Here is a 16,064-nt window from a genome sequence, read left to right as displayed (position 1 = left end):
GGTGAATGGCGACATACACTGCCGCTTTCACCCGTATCTGCGGAGCATTCGATGCGCATCGGCCTGGCTGCCAACCGTCTCCATCACCACGACGCGCGCGCCGCCCTGTTCCGCTGGCTGCGCGTCAGCGAACCCGGCCTGCGCGAGCTGGGCGTGTCGCTGCACGCGGTCGGCCGCACCCATGACGCGATACAGCGTCAGGGCTTCCTGACCGGATACGCGGGCCTGCATCGCTACCCCTATGGTCGCGAGGGTGGCTTGATGAAGCTGGTGGCCGAGGTGGTTGGCATGGGGCCGGATCGGACACTGGATGGCGCGGTCTACCTGATCGATCCGGTCGATCCATCCTCGGTGTTTCCGGAAGCCACGGCGCTGAAGCGGCAGTGCGTGATCCACGGCAAGCCTTTCATTTCCACCGTGGCCACCGCGCGCGACTGGATCGAGGTGGAACGCATCCATGCCGGACTGGCTGCCGATGCTGGCGCCGACGACCTGCATGCGTTCGAAGGACAGACGCTGGCGCTGATCGCGCACGACGCGATGAAGCCGGCGATGCTGGCCTTCGCCGATGAGCACTTCGATGTGCTGGCGCGGTTCGGTGAGCGGGTGGCAACCGGAACCACCGGCCAGCGCTTGAACGAGCTGGCGTGGAGCCGTGGCTGGCCCAGCGATACGCCCTGGGTGACGCGCTACCAGAGCGGCCCGATGGGCGGCGATGCGCAGATTGCCGACCGGGTACTGGAAGGGCGCTGCCAGCGCGCGATCTTCTTCGAGGATCCGCACGTGGCGCGCCAGCATGAGGCGGATATCCAGCTGCTGGAGCGCGCGGTGACGACGGTGACCGACCAGGCGGTGTGCATTACGGCGCCGCGGGTGGCGGCGCGCTGGGCGGCGGCGGCGGCGTTGCGGGCGAGGTGAGGATTTCGGCCAACGGCTGAGCCCCTCGTGGTGGGTGGTATCCGAAGGCAAAGCCGTGCTTGGCCGGGCGGGGTGGATTGCGCAGGGGTCGCTGCAAGTACCCCTCCGGGGCCCGGCCCAGCCGCTGGCGGCTGTGCGTTCAGGCGCTTGCGAAGCAGTGCTTCGCAAGCAAAGCGCCTTCACCCCTGTAAGCTCGGTCGCCGCATCCATGTGGCTCACGCCCCTGCGCAACCCACCCCGCCCGGCCACGGACAGATTCCGGTGTGCCCACCACGGAAGAAAGAAAAGAAGAGCAGGAGCAGGTCGCGCGCTGCGCGCGCTCCATGGCGCGTTGCCAGGCCGGGGAATGCTCATCCTCTGCGCAGACTCTGTGCAGCGTCGAGCCTGCCCGACTGACCAGCCCACTCTCTGGAGGAAAGCCCCTTCTGTTGAAGGGGCGCGCCGAAGGCGGGGGTAGAGGAAGAATGCGTGGGCAACTGCTGTAGCGCTGGCGCTACAGCAGTTGCCGCAGCATCGCCTTCAGCCTGCGGCCTTCCAGCTGGAAGTAGTCGCGCTGCTCGCGCCACGCGGGGAAACGTTGTTCCACTTCGTGCCAGAACGCGGGCGAGTGGTTGGGCTGGATCAGGTGGCAGAGCTCGTGCACCAGCACGTACTCGAACGCCTCAGGCCGGCCCAGTACCAGCGCCAGGTCCAGTGCCATGCTGCCATCGGGGGCGAGTGAGCCCCATTGCGAGGACATCACCTTCAATCGCAGGCGGCTGGGTGCGCGCGGCAGTGTGGGCAGGTACTTCGGCAGCCAGCGGCCGACGTCGGCGCGGGTCTGTGCTTCGTAGAACTCGCGCAGCAGGCGACGCAGGGTGGCGTCACCACCACGTGTCGGCCACTGCACGCAGGCACCATGCGCGTCGATCTCCAGGCGCGCGTAGCGGCCTTCCTGCCAGCGCAGCGGCAACAGTTCGCCGCGCAGGGGCAGCACGCCGTCTTCGCCCGGCTGCAGCGGTGCCGGCAGGCCCTGGCCCTGGTACTGGCGCAGCTGCAGTGCCAGCCAGTCGCGGTGCTGTTCCAGGAAGCGTTCGCCCATCACCAGGCTTGCGCGCGGTGGCAGGGTCAGGCGCGCGCCGCGTTCGTCCACGCTCAGCTTGATGCGGCGCGCACGCGGATCGCGCACGCGCAGTACCTCGATCTCGGCATCCTCCAGGCGCAGGCGAACGGTGTCGCGCTGTACGGTGGCGGGCGGGGTCGGGCTGATCAGGCGGCGCAGCAGACGGCTCATGCGCCCAGCATAGCGCCGCTTCGGGCCGCCGGATGACCGGCGGCCGTCGGGCTGCCTGTTCAGTCAGCCTTGCTGAGCTTGAAGGCTTCTTCCAGCAACAGGAACAGACGGCGGATCTCGGCGCTCTGCAGGGCGAAGCGGGCGTCGAACTCGGCGCGGCGGCCGTCTTCGTCGGCATGCTCCAGCTGGTCCAGGGCGCCGTCGAGGAACTTCAGCTTGCGCACGATCAGGTCGTCGCCGATGACGAAGGACAGGTTGTCCTCGAAGATCAGCGCCAGCTTGGTCACCTGCTTGCCGGCATCCAGGTGCTTGTCGATCTCATCGCAGCGCAGTTCCTGGTGCTGGCACTTGACCACCGCGCCGCCTTCCACCGGGTCCTTCATCTCGCACTCTTCGCCCAGGCTCAGCCCGGTCGGCAGCGGCTCGCCGGCGATCCAGCCGGTCAGGATCGAACGCGGCGCGACTTCGGCGTTCAGCGGCATCGCCGGGAAGCTGCCGAGCAGGCCGCGGATGTCGGACATGAAGTACTCGCCGGTCTTGCGGCTGGAGGTATCCACCGCCACGTAACCGTGCTGCAGGTCGATGAAGGCGTCGTTGCGCGAGGACTTCACGAAGGCGCGCGGCAGCAGTTCATGCAGCAGGTCGTCCTTCATCCGCTTGCGTTCGCGGCCACCCGGGCGGCGGCCTTCCTTCTCCTCGATCTCCTCCAGCTTGCGCTCGAGCAGGTCGTTGACCACCGCCGCCGGCAGGATCTTGTCCTCGCCGCCCACGGTCAGCCACAGGTGTTCGGCGATGCGGTGGGAGAGCAGTTCCTTCTCCTCGCGGCCGAACGGCGAGATGAAGCCGCGCGAATTCATTTCCAGTGCGCCGACCGGCTTGAGGAGGGCGTGCGGCAGCAGCGTGTCGACTTCGGAAAAATCGGTGGTGGTCGGGAAACGGAAGAACGTCAGGTTGCGAAAGAACATGGAATTCCGGATGGCAAAGAGGAAGGGCGACCGACCTTAAACGGTGGGCGTCTCGGGATCTGCGTCGGCGTCGGCCGGGGAACCGGCCAGCCAGGCATGGGCGTCAGGCAGCGGCGCGTCGTCGCGACGGCCCAGCGCCATGAAGTCGAACAGGGTGGTGTCGGCCAGCTGCGAGGGCCGGACTTCGCCCATGGCGCGCGCGATCTGCTCGATGCGGCCCGGGTGGTCCTTCTCCCACTGCTTCAGCATCAGGCCGACCTGGCGGCGCTGCAGGTTCTCCTGGCTGCCGCACAGGTTGCAGGGAATGATCGGGAACTGGCGTGCCTGCGCGTAGTCGACGATGTCGCTCTCGCGCACGTAGGCCAGCGGCCGGATCACCACGTGCTTGCCGTCATCGCTGCGCAGCTTCGGCGGCATGCCCGACAGCTTGGCGTGGTGGAACAGGTTCATGAAGAACGTGGCCACCATGTCGTCGCGGTGGTGGCCCAGCGCGATCTTGGTGAAGCCGTGGGTCTCGGCGTAGTTGTACAGCGCGCCACGACGCAGGCGCGAGCACAGCGAACACATGGTCTTGCCTTCCGGGATGACCCGGCTGACCACCGAATAGGTGTCCTGCTCGATGATGTGGTACGGCACGCCCAGGCCTGCCAGGTATTCCGGCAGCACGTGCTCGGGGAAGTCCGGCTGCTTCTGGTCCAGGTTCACCGCCACCAGCTCGAACGGCACCGGCGCCTTCTTCTGCAGCTGCAGCAGCACGTCCAGCAGGGTGTAGCTGTCCTTGCCGCCGGACAGGCAGACCATCACCTTGTCGCCGGCCTCGATCATGCCGAAGTCGGCAATCGCCTCGCCGACCTGGCGGCGCAGGCGCTTGGCCAGCTTGTGCTGCTCGCGCTCGGCCACGCGCGGATCGCGGGCGGCGCGTGGCTGGGGATCAGGGAGGGAAATCACGGCACTCATGGGCTCCATTCTAACGGCTCGGAGCGGCCACGGCCGGGGGTCGGGATTCCCCTCTCCCGGCGGTCATCATCGCTGTGTATCCTCGAAGCCGTGGATACCTACGACCCCGCCGAGATTGTCGAACGCCTCGCCGCCCTGCGCGCCGAGCACCGCCTGCTGGATGAACAGATCACCCGCATGGCCGCCAACGGCGAGGACGAGCTGGAAGCCAAGCGCCTGAAGCGGCGCAAGCTGCAGTTGAAGGACTGCATTGCCAGGCTGGAAAGCCTGCAGATTCCCGACGAACCGGCCTAAAGACCGTCCTGGTGGGTGCCAACCCTGGTTGGCACGGCTGGAAGGTGTGGACCAAGGTCCACACCCACCGCATGGCCCGGCGCTGCCTTCAATCCTGCGGCGCCGGCTCGTCCGGGCGCGCTGCTTCCGGGCTGACCCGTTCGATGGTGTGGCGCAGTTCGCGGCCAAGGATGAACTTGGCGTCCTTGGCCCAGGCATCCAGGCGCTCGTCGAACAGCAGCTTGCTGTTCTCGTCCGGCCACACCAGGCGCAGTTCGCGCAGCTTCTGGATGAAGCCGCGGAACAGGGTGCGGTCGAAGAACTCCGGCGCGGCCGGTGCATAGAGCAGGCTCAGACGCTGCGCCGCCTGCTGGCACAGGCTTTCCAGCTCGGCCGCACCCAGCACGCCCGGGCCGTTCTTCACCAGCACCGAAATGGCGATGTAGTAGCGCTCGAAGGCCTGCTGCAGCGAGTGGCCGATCGCACGCAGGCGGAACACCTCGTCGGTCTGCCCGGTGTTGCGCGCCAGGATGCCGCCGTCGTCGTCATTGACGTTCTGCAGCAGGCCCTCACGCACGAACACGTTGATGGTCTGGTCGATGCGCTGTGCGAATTCGTCCTCGCTCCACGGCAGGAACAGCTCGGCCTGCAGGAACGGGTACACCGTGCGGCCCAGCTGGACCAGGCCGGTACGGCTCATGCGGCGGTTGTTCTGGAAGCAGCAGGCCACCCACGACGAGGCGGTGAACAGGTGCAGCACGTTGTTGCGGAAGTAGCTCAGCAGCACCGCGGTATCGCCGCTGACGCTGAGCACGTCGCCCAGCGGGTGCTTGATGCGGGTGAGGACGTTGATTTCCTCGGCGTGGGCGATGATCCGCTCCGGCGAGTGCGGGGTCACCGTCACCCGGTCCGAATACGGCATCTCGACCAGCAGCGTCTTGCACAGCTCGATCTGCGCGATCAGGTCGGCCTCGCCCATCGCGTGCTTCGGCGTGGACAGCAGCGCCAGCGCCAGCAGGTTGATCGGGTTGACGTCGGCGGCGCCGTTGATGCGCACCTGGATGCGTTCGGCCAGCGTGTCCACCGTGGTCGACAGCCAGGCTGGCTTCTCGTCCTCGGACACCGCCTCGCCCTTCCACTCCGGCGCCTTCTCGGCCAGTACGTCGTTCAGTGCTATCGGTTCGCCGAAGTTCACCACCACCTGGCCGTAGTTCTGCTTGAGCACCTTCGGGATGCCCCACAGCAGCGACCAGATCGATTCCTTTTCCTTCGGCCGGCCGGACAGTTCGTCCAGGTAGCTGCCGCCTTCCATCAGCTTCTCGTAGCCGATGTAGATGGGCTGGAACAGCACCGGCTTGCGCGGCTGGCGCAGGAACGCACGCAGCGTCATCGAGATCATGCCGCCCTTGGGCTGCAGCAGTCGGCCGGTACGCGAGCGGCCGCCTTCGACGAAGTACTCCAGCGAGTAGCCGCCGGCCACCAGCTGCGCGACGTACTCACTGAGCACCGCCGAGTACAGCGCGTTGCCACGGATCGAGCGGCGGATGAAGAACGCACCGCCCTTGCGCAGCAGGGTGCCGACCACCGGCAGGTTCAGGTTGATGCCGGCCACGATGTGCGGCGGCACGATGCCACGGTCGTACAGCAGGTAGGACAGCAGCAGGTAGTCCATGTGGCTGCGGTGGCTGGGCACGTAGACCACTTCGTGACCCGGCGCGGCGGCCTTGAACTTGTCCAGGTGGTGCACCAGCACGCCCGCATAGATGCGGTTCCACACGTGGCTGAGCATGAAGCTGGCCGAGCGCACCACCGGGCTGGAATAGTCCGCGGCGATTTCCCAGGCGTAGGCGTGTGCCTTCTTCCAGGCATCGGCCGTCTTCGAATTGTCGCGCTTGGCCTGCGCGGCGATCGCTTCGCGCACCGGTTCGGCGGCCAGCACCTGGTCCACCAGCAGGCGACGGGTCGACAGGTCGGGGCCGATCACCGATTCACGGATGCGGCGGAAATGGGTGCGCAGCACGCGCTGCAGCTTGCGTACCGTGCGTTCCGGCTCCAGGCCTTCGTCGATGATGGAACGCAGCGAGATCGGCGGCGCGAAGCGGACGATGGTGCTGCGGCCATTGAGCAGCACCGCCAGCAGGCGGCGGAAGCGGCCGACCAGCGCCCAGTTTTCCGAGAACAGCACCGCGAACCAGCCGCTCTGCTTGTCCGGCGCGCGGCCGACGAAGATCGACACCGGCACCAGGTGCACGTCCAGGTCATCGCGCACGCGATGTGCCTGCAGGACCTTGGCCAGCGAGTCGGAATGGGTCTTGGCACCGCGCTGCTCGGGGATCAGCGAATTGCTGGAGCTGCGCCGCGACAGCGCCAGGTAGGCGCGCTTGCGGCCGGTCGGGTCACCGGCCAGCGGCACCAGCGGCGACGGCAGGCCGGCCTGGCGGCAGGCCTTGTCCAGGATCAGCGCGTTGGACAGGCCGTAGTCTTCCAGCACGTACATGACCGGGCGGCCATCGTTGTACTGGCCCGGGTCTTCCGGCTCGATCTTCAGCGACAGCCACGGCTCGACCAGGCGGCCCAGCAACCGTGCCCACAGTGGGCGTCGGCCGGCCGGACGCGCGTGCACGGGCGGCGGTACCGGGTTCGGGCCGGTACCGGTCGAGGGGGACGCCGGCACCGTATCGGCGGGCGTCGACTGGGATTCTTCGCCGGGGAACGGCAGCGGGTTCTGTTTCGACATCGGCGCCATTATGGCTTAGGCGGCGGCGTTGCCGCTTCCCCACCCTCGGCGGGGGCTTCAGCCGGCGACGGCGACGCAGCGGCGCGGGCCGCCTCGGCCTTGCGCAGCAGCGCGTCGGTGTCGGCCAGGGTGCGGGTCAGGTACCAGTGGCCTTCGCGGCGGCTCAGCGGCAGCTGCAGGCTCATCTCGCGACCGGCGAGGTCGTAGCGCAGGCGTACCAGGGCGTTGTCACCTTCCACCGACAGCAGTTCGCCGCGCACGCTGCGCAACGCGTCGTCCACGCCCAGCCCGTAGCTGCCCAGCACCGCCTTGAGGGTGTGGATGAACGGCGCCAGCTGCGCCAGGCTGCCTTCCATGCCCGCGGCCTGCAGGCCGGCTTCGTCGTCGAAGCCGACCTTGTTGGCGGCGCCGACCAGCGCGGCGATGGTGCTGCGTGCGCGGGCCCGGTCACTGATCGGGGCACCCTGCGCCCAGCTGGCCAGGGTTTCGACCAGGGCGATGTAATGCGCCTGTTGGCCAGGCGTATAGCCCTTCTGGTGGCGAAGGTACTGCACACCGAAGTTGCCCATCGATTGCGCGGCCTGGCGAACCGCGCCGGCCTGTCCGGCCAGCTGGCGATCGAAGCTGCGCTGCAGTTCGGCGCTGGCATTGGGCTTGCGCAGTGCGGCCAGCATCGGCAGCAGCTGGTCACCCAGCGGCAGTTCGGTCAGCGGCCACTGGCTGTGGCCTTCGGTCCAGGCCTGTTGCAGGCGCTGGTACTGGCTGGGCGGTACCGACAGCTTTGCATAGCCGACCAGATCGTCCTCGGCCAGGCGCAGCGCCATGGCCTGCACCGCCGCGACCGGCTCGGCCGCCGGCTTGGCCGGGTCCTGGGCCGATTCACGACACGCCGCCACGGCCAGCAGCAGCATGGCTGCCAGCCCCCATCCACGCGCAGACCTTCCTCGCACTGCCACGCTCATGCACTCGGACTCCCCGGACCGGTCCGCATCTTGCGGCCTGTGACGTGACAGCGGCAAGCCGGGACGTCACGGTTTCCGCTGTTGCTTGTGCAAGTCACTGATGGGAATAAAAAAAGAGCCGGGATCACGGGGATCACAGGCTCTTCAAACCGGCGCAGGGCCGGTGGACAGTGTTGTGGCACATGTCCGGCCCGAGGACCGGATGGCGGCGATCCTACGCTGCCGCTCAAGTTAAGGCAACACTTCACGTAGTGCGGCCTAAATTATTGATTTTATTGATCGTCCTGATGCCTGGCATGGAGGCCATGAAATCTACGGCAGGTTTTGCGGCGATTCGGGCACAACCGCTCGGTGGACGGATGCAGAAACGCCATCCCGCGCGGGTCGGGATGGCGTTCGGGCCTGCAGCCTGCGCAACGGAATCTCAGCGCGCAGCCAGCGCCGACGCGATTTCCTGCTGGATGGCCCGCGCCGCGGCCTGCGGATCGGTGGCCAGGCGGATCGGGCGACCAACCACGATGGCATCGGCGCCATCGGCAAAGGCCTGGGCCACGCCAACGGTACGCTTCTGGTCATCGCCGACCGGGCCACCGGGGCGGATGCCCGGGCAGACGATCGAGAACCCGGCGCCGGTAGCGGCGCGGATCGGGCCGGCTTCCTGGCCCGAGGCGATCACGCCATCGATACCGGCCGCCTGCGCGGCCAGCGCGCGTTCGACCACTACGTCCACCGGTTCACGGTCGATGCCCATCTGCGCCAGGTCCGGGCGGCCCATCGAGGTCAGCACGGTCACCGCCAGCAGGCGCATGTCGCTGCTGTTGGCGGCGGCGCAGGCTTCCATCATCGCCGGGTGCCAGCCGTGGATGGTGGCGTAGCTGACCGGCCACTGCGACAGGCGCTTGATCACCGCCGCGGCAGTGGCCGGGATATCGAAGAACTTCAGGTCGACGAACACGCGCTTGTCGCGGCGGGCCAGCTCGTCCAGCACCTGGAAGTACTCGCCCGACGCCAGCAGTTCCATGCCGATCTTGTAGAACGCCACGCTGTCGCCGAGGCGGTCGACCCACTCCAGCGCCTGCGCGCGATCAGGCACGTCCAGCGCGAAGATCAGGCGCTCGTCATCGCGCAGCGGCAGCGGCGCGCGGCTCACGGCGCGTAGTCCAGGGCAGCGCGCTTGGCGTCGTGGCGGGCCTGGCGCGACTGGCTGTAGTCATTGTTGAACTGCGCCGGCTCGAAACCGCCGTAGGTCGGGTTCGGCAGCATCCACCAGCGCTCGCCGAACCAGTCGTGGTACTGCTGCAGCAGGGCGTCACGGCCTTCGTTGGTGTTGGCGGTCACTTCCACGAAGTCGCCCAGCTGGTCGCCGAACTGCATCAGCACGCGGTACTTCTGCCCGGCCAGGCGGCGGCGGCAGTTCTTCTCGCTGCCGGCCTGCTCGCAGCCTTCGACCACGGTGCCCAGGCCCAGGAACACGCTGTCATCGGCCACCGGCAGGCCCTGCTCGCGCAGGTTGGCCAGGGTCGCGTCCTTCAGGTGCACGGCGCGGTTGGAGATGTACAGCAGGGTTACGCCCTTGGCGTTGGCGGCCTTGGCGAAATCGACCACGCCCGGAATGGCCTTGGCCTTCTTTTCGGCCACCCACTGGTCCCAGCTCAGCTCGTCGTATTCCTTGCCGTCGCGCACCAGGCGCGCCTGGTAGGGCGAGTTGTCCAGCACGGTCTCATCCACGTCCAGCACCACGGCCGGCTTCAGGCCCTTGGCCTCGTTGCCGCGTTCCTCCGGCACCAGCGCATCCCAGTGCGCTTCCTTCAGCGCGGCGTCCAGGTGGTCGGCGGCGGCGCGGTAGGTCTGCTCGGTGATTGCCTTGTACTCCTGCGCGCGCTGCATCCACAGCACGGCGTTGAGATTGTCGTTGGCGGTCGCATCAAGCGCGCCATCAGCCTTGGCAGCGGCGGCCGGGGCCTCCGGGGCAGCGGCTTCGGCAGCAGGCGCATCCACGCGCTTGCAGGCGGACAGGCCCAGCGCCGCAGTGGCGAGCAGGGTCAGGGACAGGGAAACGGGACGACGCATGGATTCACCGGCAATCAGATATACCGGCGCATTTTACCGGCAAAGGCGGCCCCGGGACGGCTATGCTTGGCGGTTGACCCGTTGCCCTTCCGGAGGCCGCCATGACCGATTCCGTCCAGACCCCCGACGTCCCCCTGCTCGACGCCGTGCAGGCCCGCCTGCTGGGCTGCCTGGTGGAAAAGGAGGCGACCACGCCGGACACCTATCCACTGACGGTCAATGCCGCCCAGTCGGCTGCCAACCAGAAGACTGCCCGCGAGCCGGTGATGAACATCGATGCCGGCAGCGTGCAGCACGCGCTGCGCCAGCTGGAGGCGTTGGGCCTGGCCCGCCAGCACTTCTCCTCGCGCGCGGACCGCTACGAGCACCGCCTGCAGGCCGCGCTGGACCTGACCCGGCAGCAGACCGTGCTGCTGGCGCTGCTGCTGCTGCGTGGGCCGCAGACGCTGGGCGAACTGATCACGCGCAGCGAGCGCCTGCACCGCTTCGCCGACGCCGATGACGCCCGCCACGCCATCGAACGCCTGCAGCAGCGCGCGCTGCTGGTGGTGCTGCCGCGCGCCAGTGGGCAGCGCGAAGACCGCTACATGCACCTGCTGTGCGGTGAAGTGGACGGTGCGGCGCTGGCGGCCAGGTACGCCAGCAGCGGCGGTGGCAACAGCGATGCAGCCGACCCGGGCCTGGCCGAGCGCGTGGCCCAGCTGGAAGCGGCCGTGGCCGAGCTGCAGGCGCAGCTGGCCGAACTGCGCGGCTGAGGGGGTGGGTGCCGACCGTTGGTCGGCACTGCATCTGAATCGTGCCGACCAACGGTCGGCACCTACCAACATCAGGGGTCAGACCTGCGCCGCACCCGGCGTCGCATACAACCGGCTCGGGCTGTCCACGCCCGGCAGCTGGATCACCCCCCGCTCCTGCATGCCCAACCCCAGCAGGATCTTCCCGGACACCACGTTGTCCAGATCGGTGATGCCATACAGATCCTGCAGGCCCAGCCCAGCGCGCGCATGCGCGAACACTGCCCGCGCCGCCTCACCGGCATAGCCCTGCCCGGCGAATTCCGACAGCACCGCATAGCCGATGTCCGGACCCGGCAGCCCATCACGCCGTACCAGCCCGGCATTGCCCAGCCAGGCACCATCGGACAACCGCTCGATGGCATACATGCCAAAGCCATTCAACGCATAGCTGTGCAGCACACGCAGCGCGATGTAGTCCCGCGCCTGCTCCTCACTGCGCACATTGCGGTCGCCAATGAAGCGCACGAAGCCCGGATCATTCAACAGCGCCAGCATCGGCGCCGCATCGCGATCAGGCTCGATCGCACGCAGGCGCAGGCGTTCACTCTCGATCGGTTGCACAGGTGGACCTCCAGCCGAAACCCCGATTCTGCCTCAACCCCGGCTGCTGCTTTTGATTTTCTTTGCATTGCCGTGGAAGGAAGCGCCCGGCATCTGTCAGAGGCCGATCGGGGTGGGTTCGCGGGGGTATCCGCGCCATGGATGGCGCGGCTAAGCCCCCAGGGACGGGTTCACGGCGTCCCCCGCGAACCCACCCCGATCGGCCACACTGCGGAACCAACGCGTGCTCCACCACGGAGGGGCGGCGCCGTTGGAGCGCCCTAGTCGAACAACGCCTCGATCGCCGCCAACCCCGCACTCGCCCGTTCCTTCTTGCGCGCCGCATCGGCCACCGGATCAGCGCCATCACGCTGGATTTCCTCGGCCGGGATCTCATCGAAGAACCGGCTCGGCTTCAGCCGCACATGCTCACCGAACTTGCGCGTCAGCTTGCTGTAACTCATCCACAGCTGGATCTTGGCGCGGGTGATGCCCACGTACAGCAGCCGCCGCTCTTCCTGCAGGTTGCCCTCGTCCAGGCTGACCTGGTGGGGCAGCACGCCATCCTCGCAGCCAACGATGAACACGTACGGGAATTCCAGGCCCTTGGAGGCGTGCATGGTCATCATGCGCACCTGGTTGCCGCCCTCGTCCTTGTCGCTGCGTGACAGCAGCGCCAGCTGGCCGGCCAGGTCGGCGGCGGTGGCACCGCGCGGGCCGCCCTCGAACCACTGCGCCAGCTCCTCGATGTTGTTGGCACGGCGCTGGTAGCTGGCTTCTTCCTTGGCCTGCTGGCGCAGTTCGCTGAGCAGGCCCGATTCCTTGGCGACCTTGCGGATCATGTCGCCCGAGGTGACCTGACGCATCTGCGCGCGCAGGTCGCGCAGGATGTCGGTGAAGCGCGCCAGGCTGTTGGCTGCGCGCGGCGGCAGTTGCTGCAGGGCACCGATCGCCTCGGCGGCCTGCGCCATTGGCATGTCCTTTTCCTGCGCCAGTTCGGCCAGCCTGGCCAGCGTGCCGGCACCGACGTCGCGCTTGGGCGACTGCACCGCACGCATGAACGCGGTGTCGTCGTCCGGATTCACCAGCAGCCGCAACCAGGCCAGCGTGTCCTTCACTTCCTGGCGCTCCAGGAACATGGTGCCGCCGGTCAGGTGGTAAGGGATGCGCAGCAGCTGCATCGCCTTTTCCAGCGGCCGTGACTGGAAGTTGCCGCGGAACAGGATGCAGAAATCACTCCACGGCACGTTGCGCGACTGCGCCACGAAGGCGATCTCGGCCGCGACCTTTTCCGCCTCGTGCTCGCTGTTGCGGCACTCCCACACGCGGATGCGTTCGCCGTCGGCCTGGTCGCTCCACAGCTTCTTCAGGTGCTCATGCGGGTTGTTGGCGATCAGCGCGTTGGCCGCGCGCAGCACGCGGTTGGAGCAGCGGTAGTTCTGCTCCAGCTTGATGATCTCCAGCGTGGGATAGTCGCGCCCCATCTGCTGCAGGTTTTCCGGGTTGGCACCGCGCCAGGCGTAGATCGACTGGTCATCGTCACCCACGCAGGTGAAGTTGCCCTTGTCGCCGGCCAGCTGCTTGAGCAGCCGGTACTGCGCGTCGTTGGTATCCTGGCATTCGTCCACCAGCAGGTAGCCGATGCGCTCGCGCCAGGCCAGCGCGATCTCCGGATTTTCCTCCAGGATCTGCACCGGCAAACGGATCAGGTCATCGAAGTCGACCGCGTTGAACGCCGTCAGGCGCAGCTGGTAGCGCTCGTAGACGCTGGCCGCTTCCTTCTCGCGGTTGCTGCGCGCGGCGGCCATCGCCTGCTCGGGCGACAGGCCGGCGTTCTTGGCGCGCGACACCAGGTTCTTCATGTCCTCGATGTCGTCGGGCTTGGCCCCGTACATCAGGTCCTTGATCTGCGCAGCGGCATCATCGGCATCGAAGATCGAGAAGCCACGCTTCAGGCCCACGGCCGCGTGTTCGATCTGCAGGAACTTCAGGCCCAGCGCATGGAAGGTGCAGATGGTCACCTCGTCGGCGTCCTGCTCGCGCAGGCGCTTGGCCACACGCTCGCGCATTTCCTTGGCCGACTTGTTGGTGAAGGTGATCGCTGCGATGCGGCGTGCCGGATAGCGGCCGCTGCCGATCAGGTGGGCGATCTTTTCCACGATCACGCGCGTCTTGCCGCTGCCCGCGCCGGCGAGCACCAGCAACGGACCTTCGATATGCAGGACGGCGGCGGCTTGAGGGGGATTGAGACCGTGCATGGGAATGGGATTGTAGCGGGGCCGCAGCGGGCGGACCTGACTTGCATGCACGCCGTTCCTAAGCTATTGATTCGCCACCGGAGCACTGGAGCCAGGTGCATGCGCCCGACCGCCTCTGCCGCCCTGCTGGGCACCCTGCTGTTGCTGCTGGCGCCGTTGGCTGCCCGCAGTGCGGACTGCGCGCCCGATGCTGGCGCATCGTTGCGGTCGGCGCTGATGACCCCGGGCTTCCTGCAGGCTCATCCTGACCTGCACTGGCGCGAGCTGGGCCTGCAGTCGTGGCGCCAGGGCCGGCCCGATCATGCGCTGGTGCGTTTCAAGCGGGCGGCCGCGCACGCCGACAAGCTGTCGCAGTCGCTGGTCGCGCGCATGTACCAGGAAGGCACGGGTACCGCCCCTGATCCGGTGCTGGCCTACATCTGGATGGACCTGGCCGCCGAACGCGGCTACCGCGACCTGCTGCTGGAGCGCGAGCGCTACTGGAACCGCCTGGATGCCGCGCAGCGGCAACGGGTGCTCGCCGAAGGACCGGCGCTGTATGCGGCCTACGGCGATGCCGCGGCCAAGCCGCGCATGGAGGCTGCCATGCGCGTGGACCGCAGCCGCATGACCGGCAGCCGTACCGGCTGGGTCAGCTCGATGCTGCAGGTGGAACTGTCCGACGGTCCGGAAGCCGGCTGGCCCACCCGTGGCGATGACTACTATCGCGATGCCTACTGGGACCCTGCAGCGTACTGGTGCATGCAGGACCGCATCTGGGAACAGGAGTTCCGCGGCCGCAGCGTCGAGGTCGGCCCACTCAGCCCCGTGGGAGGCGCGGGGCGCTGACGTTCGTATTCCATGGTCATTGCCAGGAGGGCGATCAAGTATGAAAGCGAAGCACGCTCCGCGCTTCTGCCTGCTGCTGGGCCTGTCGATGGCCGCTGCCGTGACCGCCAGGGAATGCCCGGTGGAGGCCCCGCGGCAGATCCCGCCTACCGTCCTGACCGGAGGCTTCTTCGATGCCCATCCGGACCTGTTCTGGCGCAGCATGGCCCAGCGGGCCGAACGGGACAGACAGCCCGCCAGGGCGCTGGACAACTACTGGCGCCCCGCGCTGACCCCCAGCGTCGAGATAGGACGGCCGGACGCGGTCCGCGACGACAAGGCGGTGGACGACTAGAATTGGGCGATGGCCAAGCTCTATTTCTACTATTCGGCGATGAACGCCGGCAAGACCACGACCCTGCTGCAGAGCGCGCACAACTACCGCGAACGCGGCATGCGGGTGGCGATCCTGACCCCGCGCCTGGATGATCGTGCCGGCGCCGGCGTGGTGGCCTCGCGTATCGGCCTGCGTGCGGACGGCATGGCCTTCGACCGTGACACCGACCTGCAGCACTGGGTCGAACAGGACCTGGCCGCCAACGGCCCGATGGGCTGCGTGCTGGTGGATGAAGCGCAGTTCCTCACGCGCGCACAGGTCTGGCAGCTCAGCGAGGTGGTCGACCAGCTGCGCATTCCGGTGCTGTGCTACGGCCTGCGCACCGATTTCCGCGGCGAGCTGTTCGAGGGCAGCCAGTACCTGCTGGCCTGGGCCGACGAGATGCAGGAGATCAAGACCATCTGCCACAGCGGGAAGAAGGCGACGATGACCGTGCGCGTGGACGAGCATGGCCATGCGGTGAAGGATGGCCCGCAGGTGGAGATCGGTGGCAACGACCGCTACGTGTCGGTCAGCCGTGCCGAGTTCAAGAAGATCACCCGCGGTGAAGGGCGGATCGATCCGGCGCAGGCGCCCCTGCCGCTGTAAGGGGGGGTCTTGTGCAGGGCTTGCAGCCCTGCACCTGCTCAACGCAACGGCAACGGCGAAAGCGAAAGCCAAAGCCAAAGCGGCATTCCGTGGGATGGCGGGCCGGTGTGGGTGGGCAGGACACGCCGTAAACCCGTCCCTGGGGGCTCGATGGCGCCATCCATGGCGCCAACGGTCCTGCCCACCCACACCGCCCCACCTCTGACAGATCCCCGCGGCTGTTGGTGGGTGCCGACCGTTGGTCGGCACATCTGTCAGATATCGAAATTCATCTATCGAAATTCATCTGGGTCAGAGCCCGTTGCGCAGCAACGGGATCCGACCCCGTGCTCCGACAGATCGCGGAGGTCTGTCGAAGGCGGGGTGGGTCCGGTGGCGGGAGTGTCCGCGGCATGGATGCCGCGGCCAAGCCCCCATGGTGAAGTGACCCCCGAGACTTGGACGGGGTCAGGCGGCCGATTGGGCCCGCTCCCGGTACTCTACCGGGCTCAGACCTTTCAGTTTCAGTTTGATGCGCTCCTG

Annotated in this window: 16 protein-coding genes; 6 read left to right on the top strand and 10 right to left on the bottom strand. The window is 67.6% G+C overall.

What is annotated here, in order from left to right; genetic code table 11:
- Nucleotides 1-51: 51 nt before the first annotated feature.
- The gene (locus AC5P67_RS15465; RefSeq protein WP_049449746.1) at nt 52-918 is read left to right on the top strand and encodes a methylglyoxal synthase; all 867 of its coding nucleotides are present in this window, start codon (nt 52-54) and stop codon (nt 916-918) included.
- Between the two features lie 493 nt (nt 919-1,411).
- Here the strand turns inward: AC5P67_RS15465 and AC5P67_RS15460 are convergent, their stop codons facing one another.
- From AC5P67_RS15460 to ttcA, 3 genes are read right to left on the bottom strand one after another with little or no spacing between them, the layout of a single operon-like run.
- Complete coding sequence (locus AC5P67_RS15460) at nt 1,412-2,191, bottom strand: M48 family metallopeptidase (RefSeq protein WP_005407504.1); 780 nt, start codon at nt 2,189-2,191, stop codon at nt 1,412-1,414.
- A gap of 59 nt (nt 2,192-2,250) precedes the next feature.
- The gene (locus AC5P67_RS15455) at nt 2,251-3,156 is read right to left on the bottom strand and encodes a recombination-associated protein RdgC (protein ID WP_005411825.1); all 906 of its coding nucleotides are present in this window, start codon (nt 3,154-3,156) and stop codon (nt 2,251-2,253) included.
- Nucleotides 3,157-3,192: 36 nt separating this feature from the next.
- A complete protein-coding gene (gene ttcA, locus AC5P67_RS15450; protein ID WP_171956739.1) occupies nt 3,193-4,113 on the bottom strand; it encodes a tRNA 2-thiocytidine(32) synthetase TtcA in 921 nt (306 codons plus the stop codon).
- 90 nt (nt 4,114-4,203) lie between these two features.
- Between ttcA and AC5P67_RS15445 the strand changes: the two genes are divergently transcribed.
- Nucleotides 4,204-4,407, top strand: coding sequence for a YdcH family protein (locus tag AC5P67_RS15445; RefSeq protein ID WP_005407501.1), 204 nt, complete (start codon nt 4,204-4,206; stop codon nt 4,405-4,407).
- An 88-nt stretch (nt 4,408-4,495) separates the two neighbouring features.
- Here the strand turns inward: AC5P67_RS15445 and plsB are convergent, their stop codons facing one another.
- The 4 genes from plsB to AC5P67_RS15425 all read right to left on the bottom strand — a co-directional run bounded on the left by plsB (nt 4,496) and on the right by AC5P67_RS15425 (nt 10,155).
- Nucleotides 4,496-7,132 carry a glycerol-3-phosphate 1-O-acyltransferase PlsB gene (gene plsB / locus AC5P67_RS15440; protein WP_044569309.1) on the bottom strand — a complete coding sequence of 879 codons (2,637 nt, stop codon included), beginning with the start codon at nt 7,130-7,132 and terminating at the stop codon, nt 4,496-4,498.
- On the bottom strand, nt 7,132-8,085 hold the full coding sequence (locus tag AC5P67_RS15435) for a hypothetical protein (protein WP_012478691.1): 954 nt from the start codon (nt 8,083-8,085) through the stop codon (nt 7,132-7,134). Before AC5P67_RS15435 ends, plsB begins: the two co-directional genes overlap by 1 nt.
- Before the next feature lie 424 nt (nt 8,086-8,509).
- On the bottom strand, nt 8,510-9,235 hold the full coding sequence (gene pyrF / locus AC5P67_RS15430) for an orotidine-5'-phosphate decarboxylase (RefSeq protein ID WP_005411820.1): 726 nt from the start codon (nt 9,233-9,235) through the stop codon (nt 8,510-8,512).
- Entirely contained in the window at nt 9,232-10,155 is a 924-nt protein-coding gene (locus AC5P67_RS15425) for a 5'-nucleotidase, lipoprotein e(P4) family (RefSeq protein WP_021202272.1), read from the bottom strand. The genes pyrF and AC5P67_RS15425 overlap by 4 nt, the downstream gene beginning before the upstream one ends.
- 101 nt (nt 10,156-10,256) lie before the next feature.
- On the opposite strand from AC5P67_RS15425, the gene AC5P67_RS15420 reads away from it, so the two are divergent.
- Nucleotides 10,257-10,910 carry a YceH family protein gene (locus AC5P67_RS15420; RefSeq protein WP_111118364.1) on the top strand — a complete coding sequence of 218 codons (654 nt, stop codon included), beginning with the start codon at nt 10,257-10,259 and terminating at the stop codon, nt 10,908-10,910.
- Nucleotides 10,911-10,988: 78 nt separating this feature from the next.
- Here AC5P67_RS15420 and AC5P67_RS15415 read toward each other — a convergent pair whose 3' ends face one another.
- Nucleotides 10,989-11,513, bottom strand: coding sequence for a GNAT family N-acetyltransferase (locus tag AC5P67_RS15415; protein ID WP_005407495.1), 525 nt, complete (start codon nt 11,511-11,513; stop codon nt 10,989-10,991).
- A gap of 260 nt (nt 11,514-11,773) precedes the next feature.
- Complete coding sequence (locus AC5P67_RS15410) at nt 11,774-13,750, bottom strand: UvrD-helicase domain-containing protein (protein WP_049402880.1); 1,977 nt, start codon at nt 13,748-13,750, stop codon at nt 11,774-11,776.
- Nucleotides 13,751-13,849: 99 nt separating this feature from the next.
- On the opposite strand from AC5P67_RS15410, the gene AC5P67_RS15405 reads away from it, so the two are divergent.
- The 3 genes from AC5P67_RS15405 to AC5P67_RS15395 are packed head-to-tail and all read left to right on the top strand — an operon-like array spanning nt 13,850 to nt 15,542.
- Nucleotides 13,850-14,578, top strand: coding sequence for an SEL1-like repeat protein (locus AC5P67_RS15405; protein WP_111118365.1), 729 nt, complete (start codon nt 13,850-13,852; stop codon nt 14,576-14,578).
- Nucleotides 14,579-14,618: 40 nt separating this feature from the next.
- A complete protein-coding gene (locus AC5P67_RS15400) occupies nt 14,619-14,912 on the top strand; it encodes a hypothetical protein (RefSeq protein WP_111118366.1) in 294 nt (97 codons plus the stop codon).
- A gap of 9 nt (nt 14,913-14,921) precedes the next feature.
- Nucleotides 14,922-15,542: a thymidine kinase gene (locus AC5P67_RS15395; protein ID WP_005407490.1), complete on the top strand. Its 621-nt coding sequence runs from the start codon at nt 14,922-14,924 to the stop codon at nt 15,540-15,542.
- A 447-nt stretch (nt 15,543-15,989) separates the two neighbouring features.
- On the opposite strand, the gene AC5P67_RS15390 is transcribed toward AC5P67_RS15395, so the two are convergent.
- On the bottom strand, nt 15,990-16,064 hold a 75-nt coding region (locus AC5P67_RS15390; RefSeq protein ID WP_338322609.1), incomplete at its 5' end, for an IS3 family transposase.

The sequence above is a fragment of the Stenotrophomonas sp. YJH_SMC_21 genome, assembly GCF_059369555.1.
This window is presented reverse-complemented; position numbering and strand designations above follow the sequence as displayed.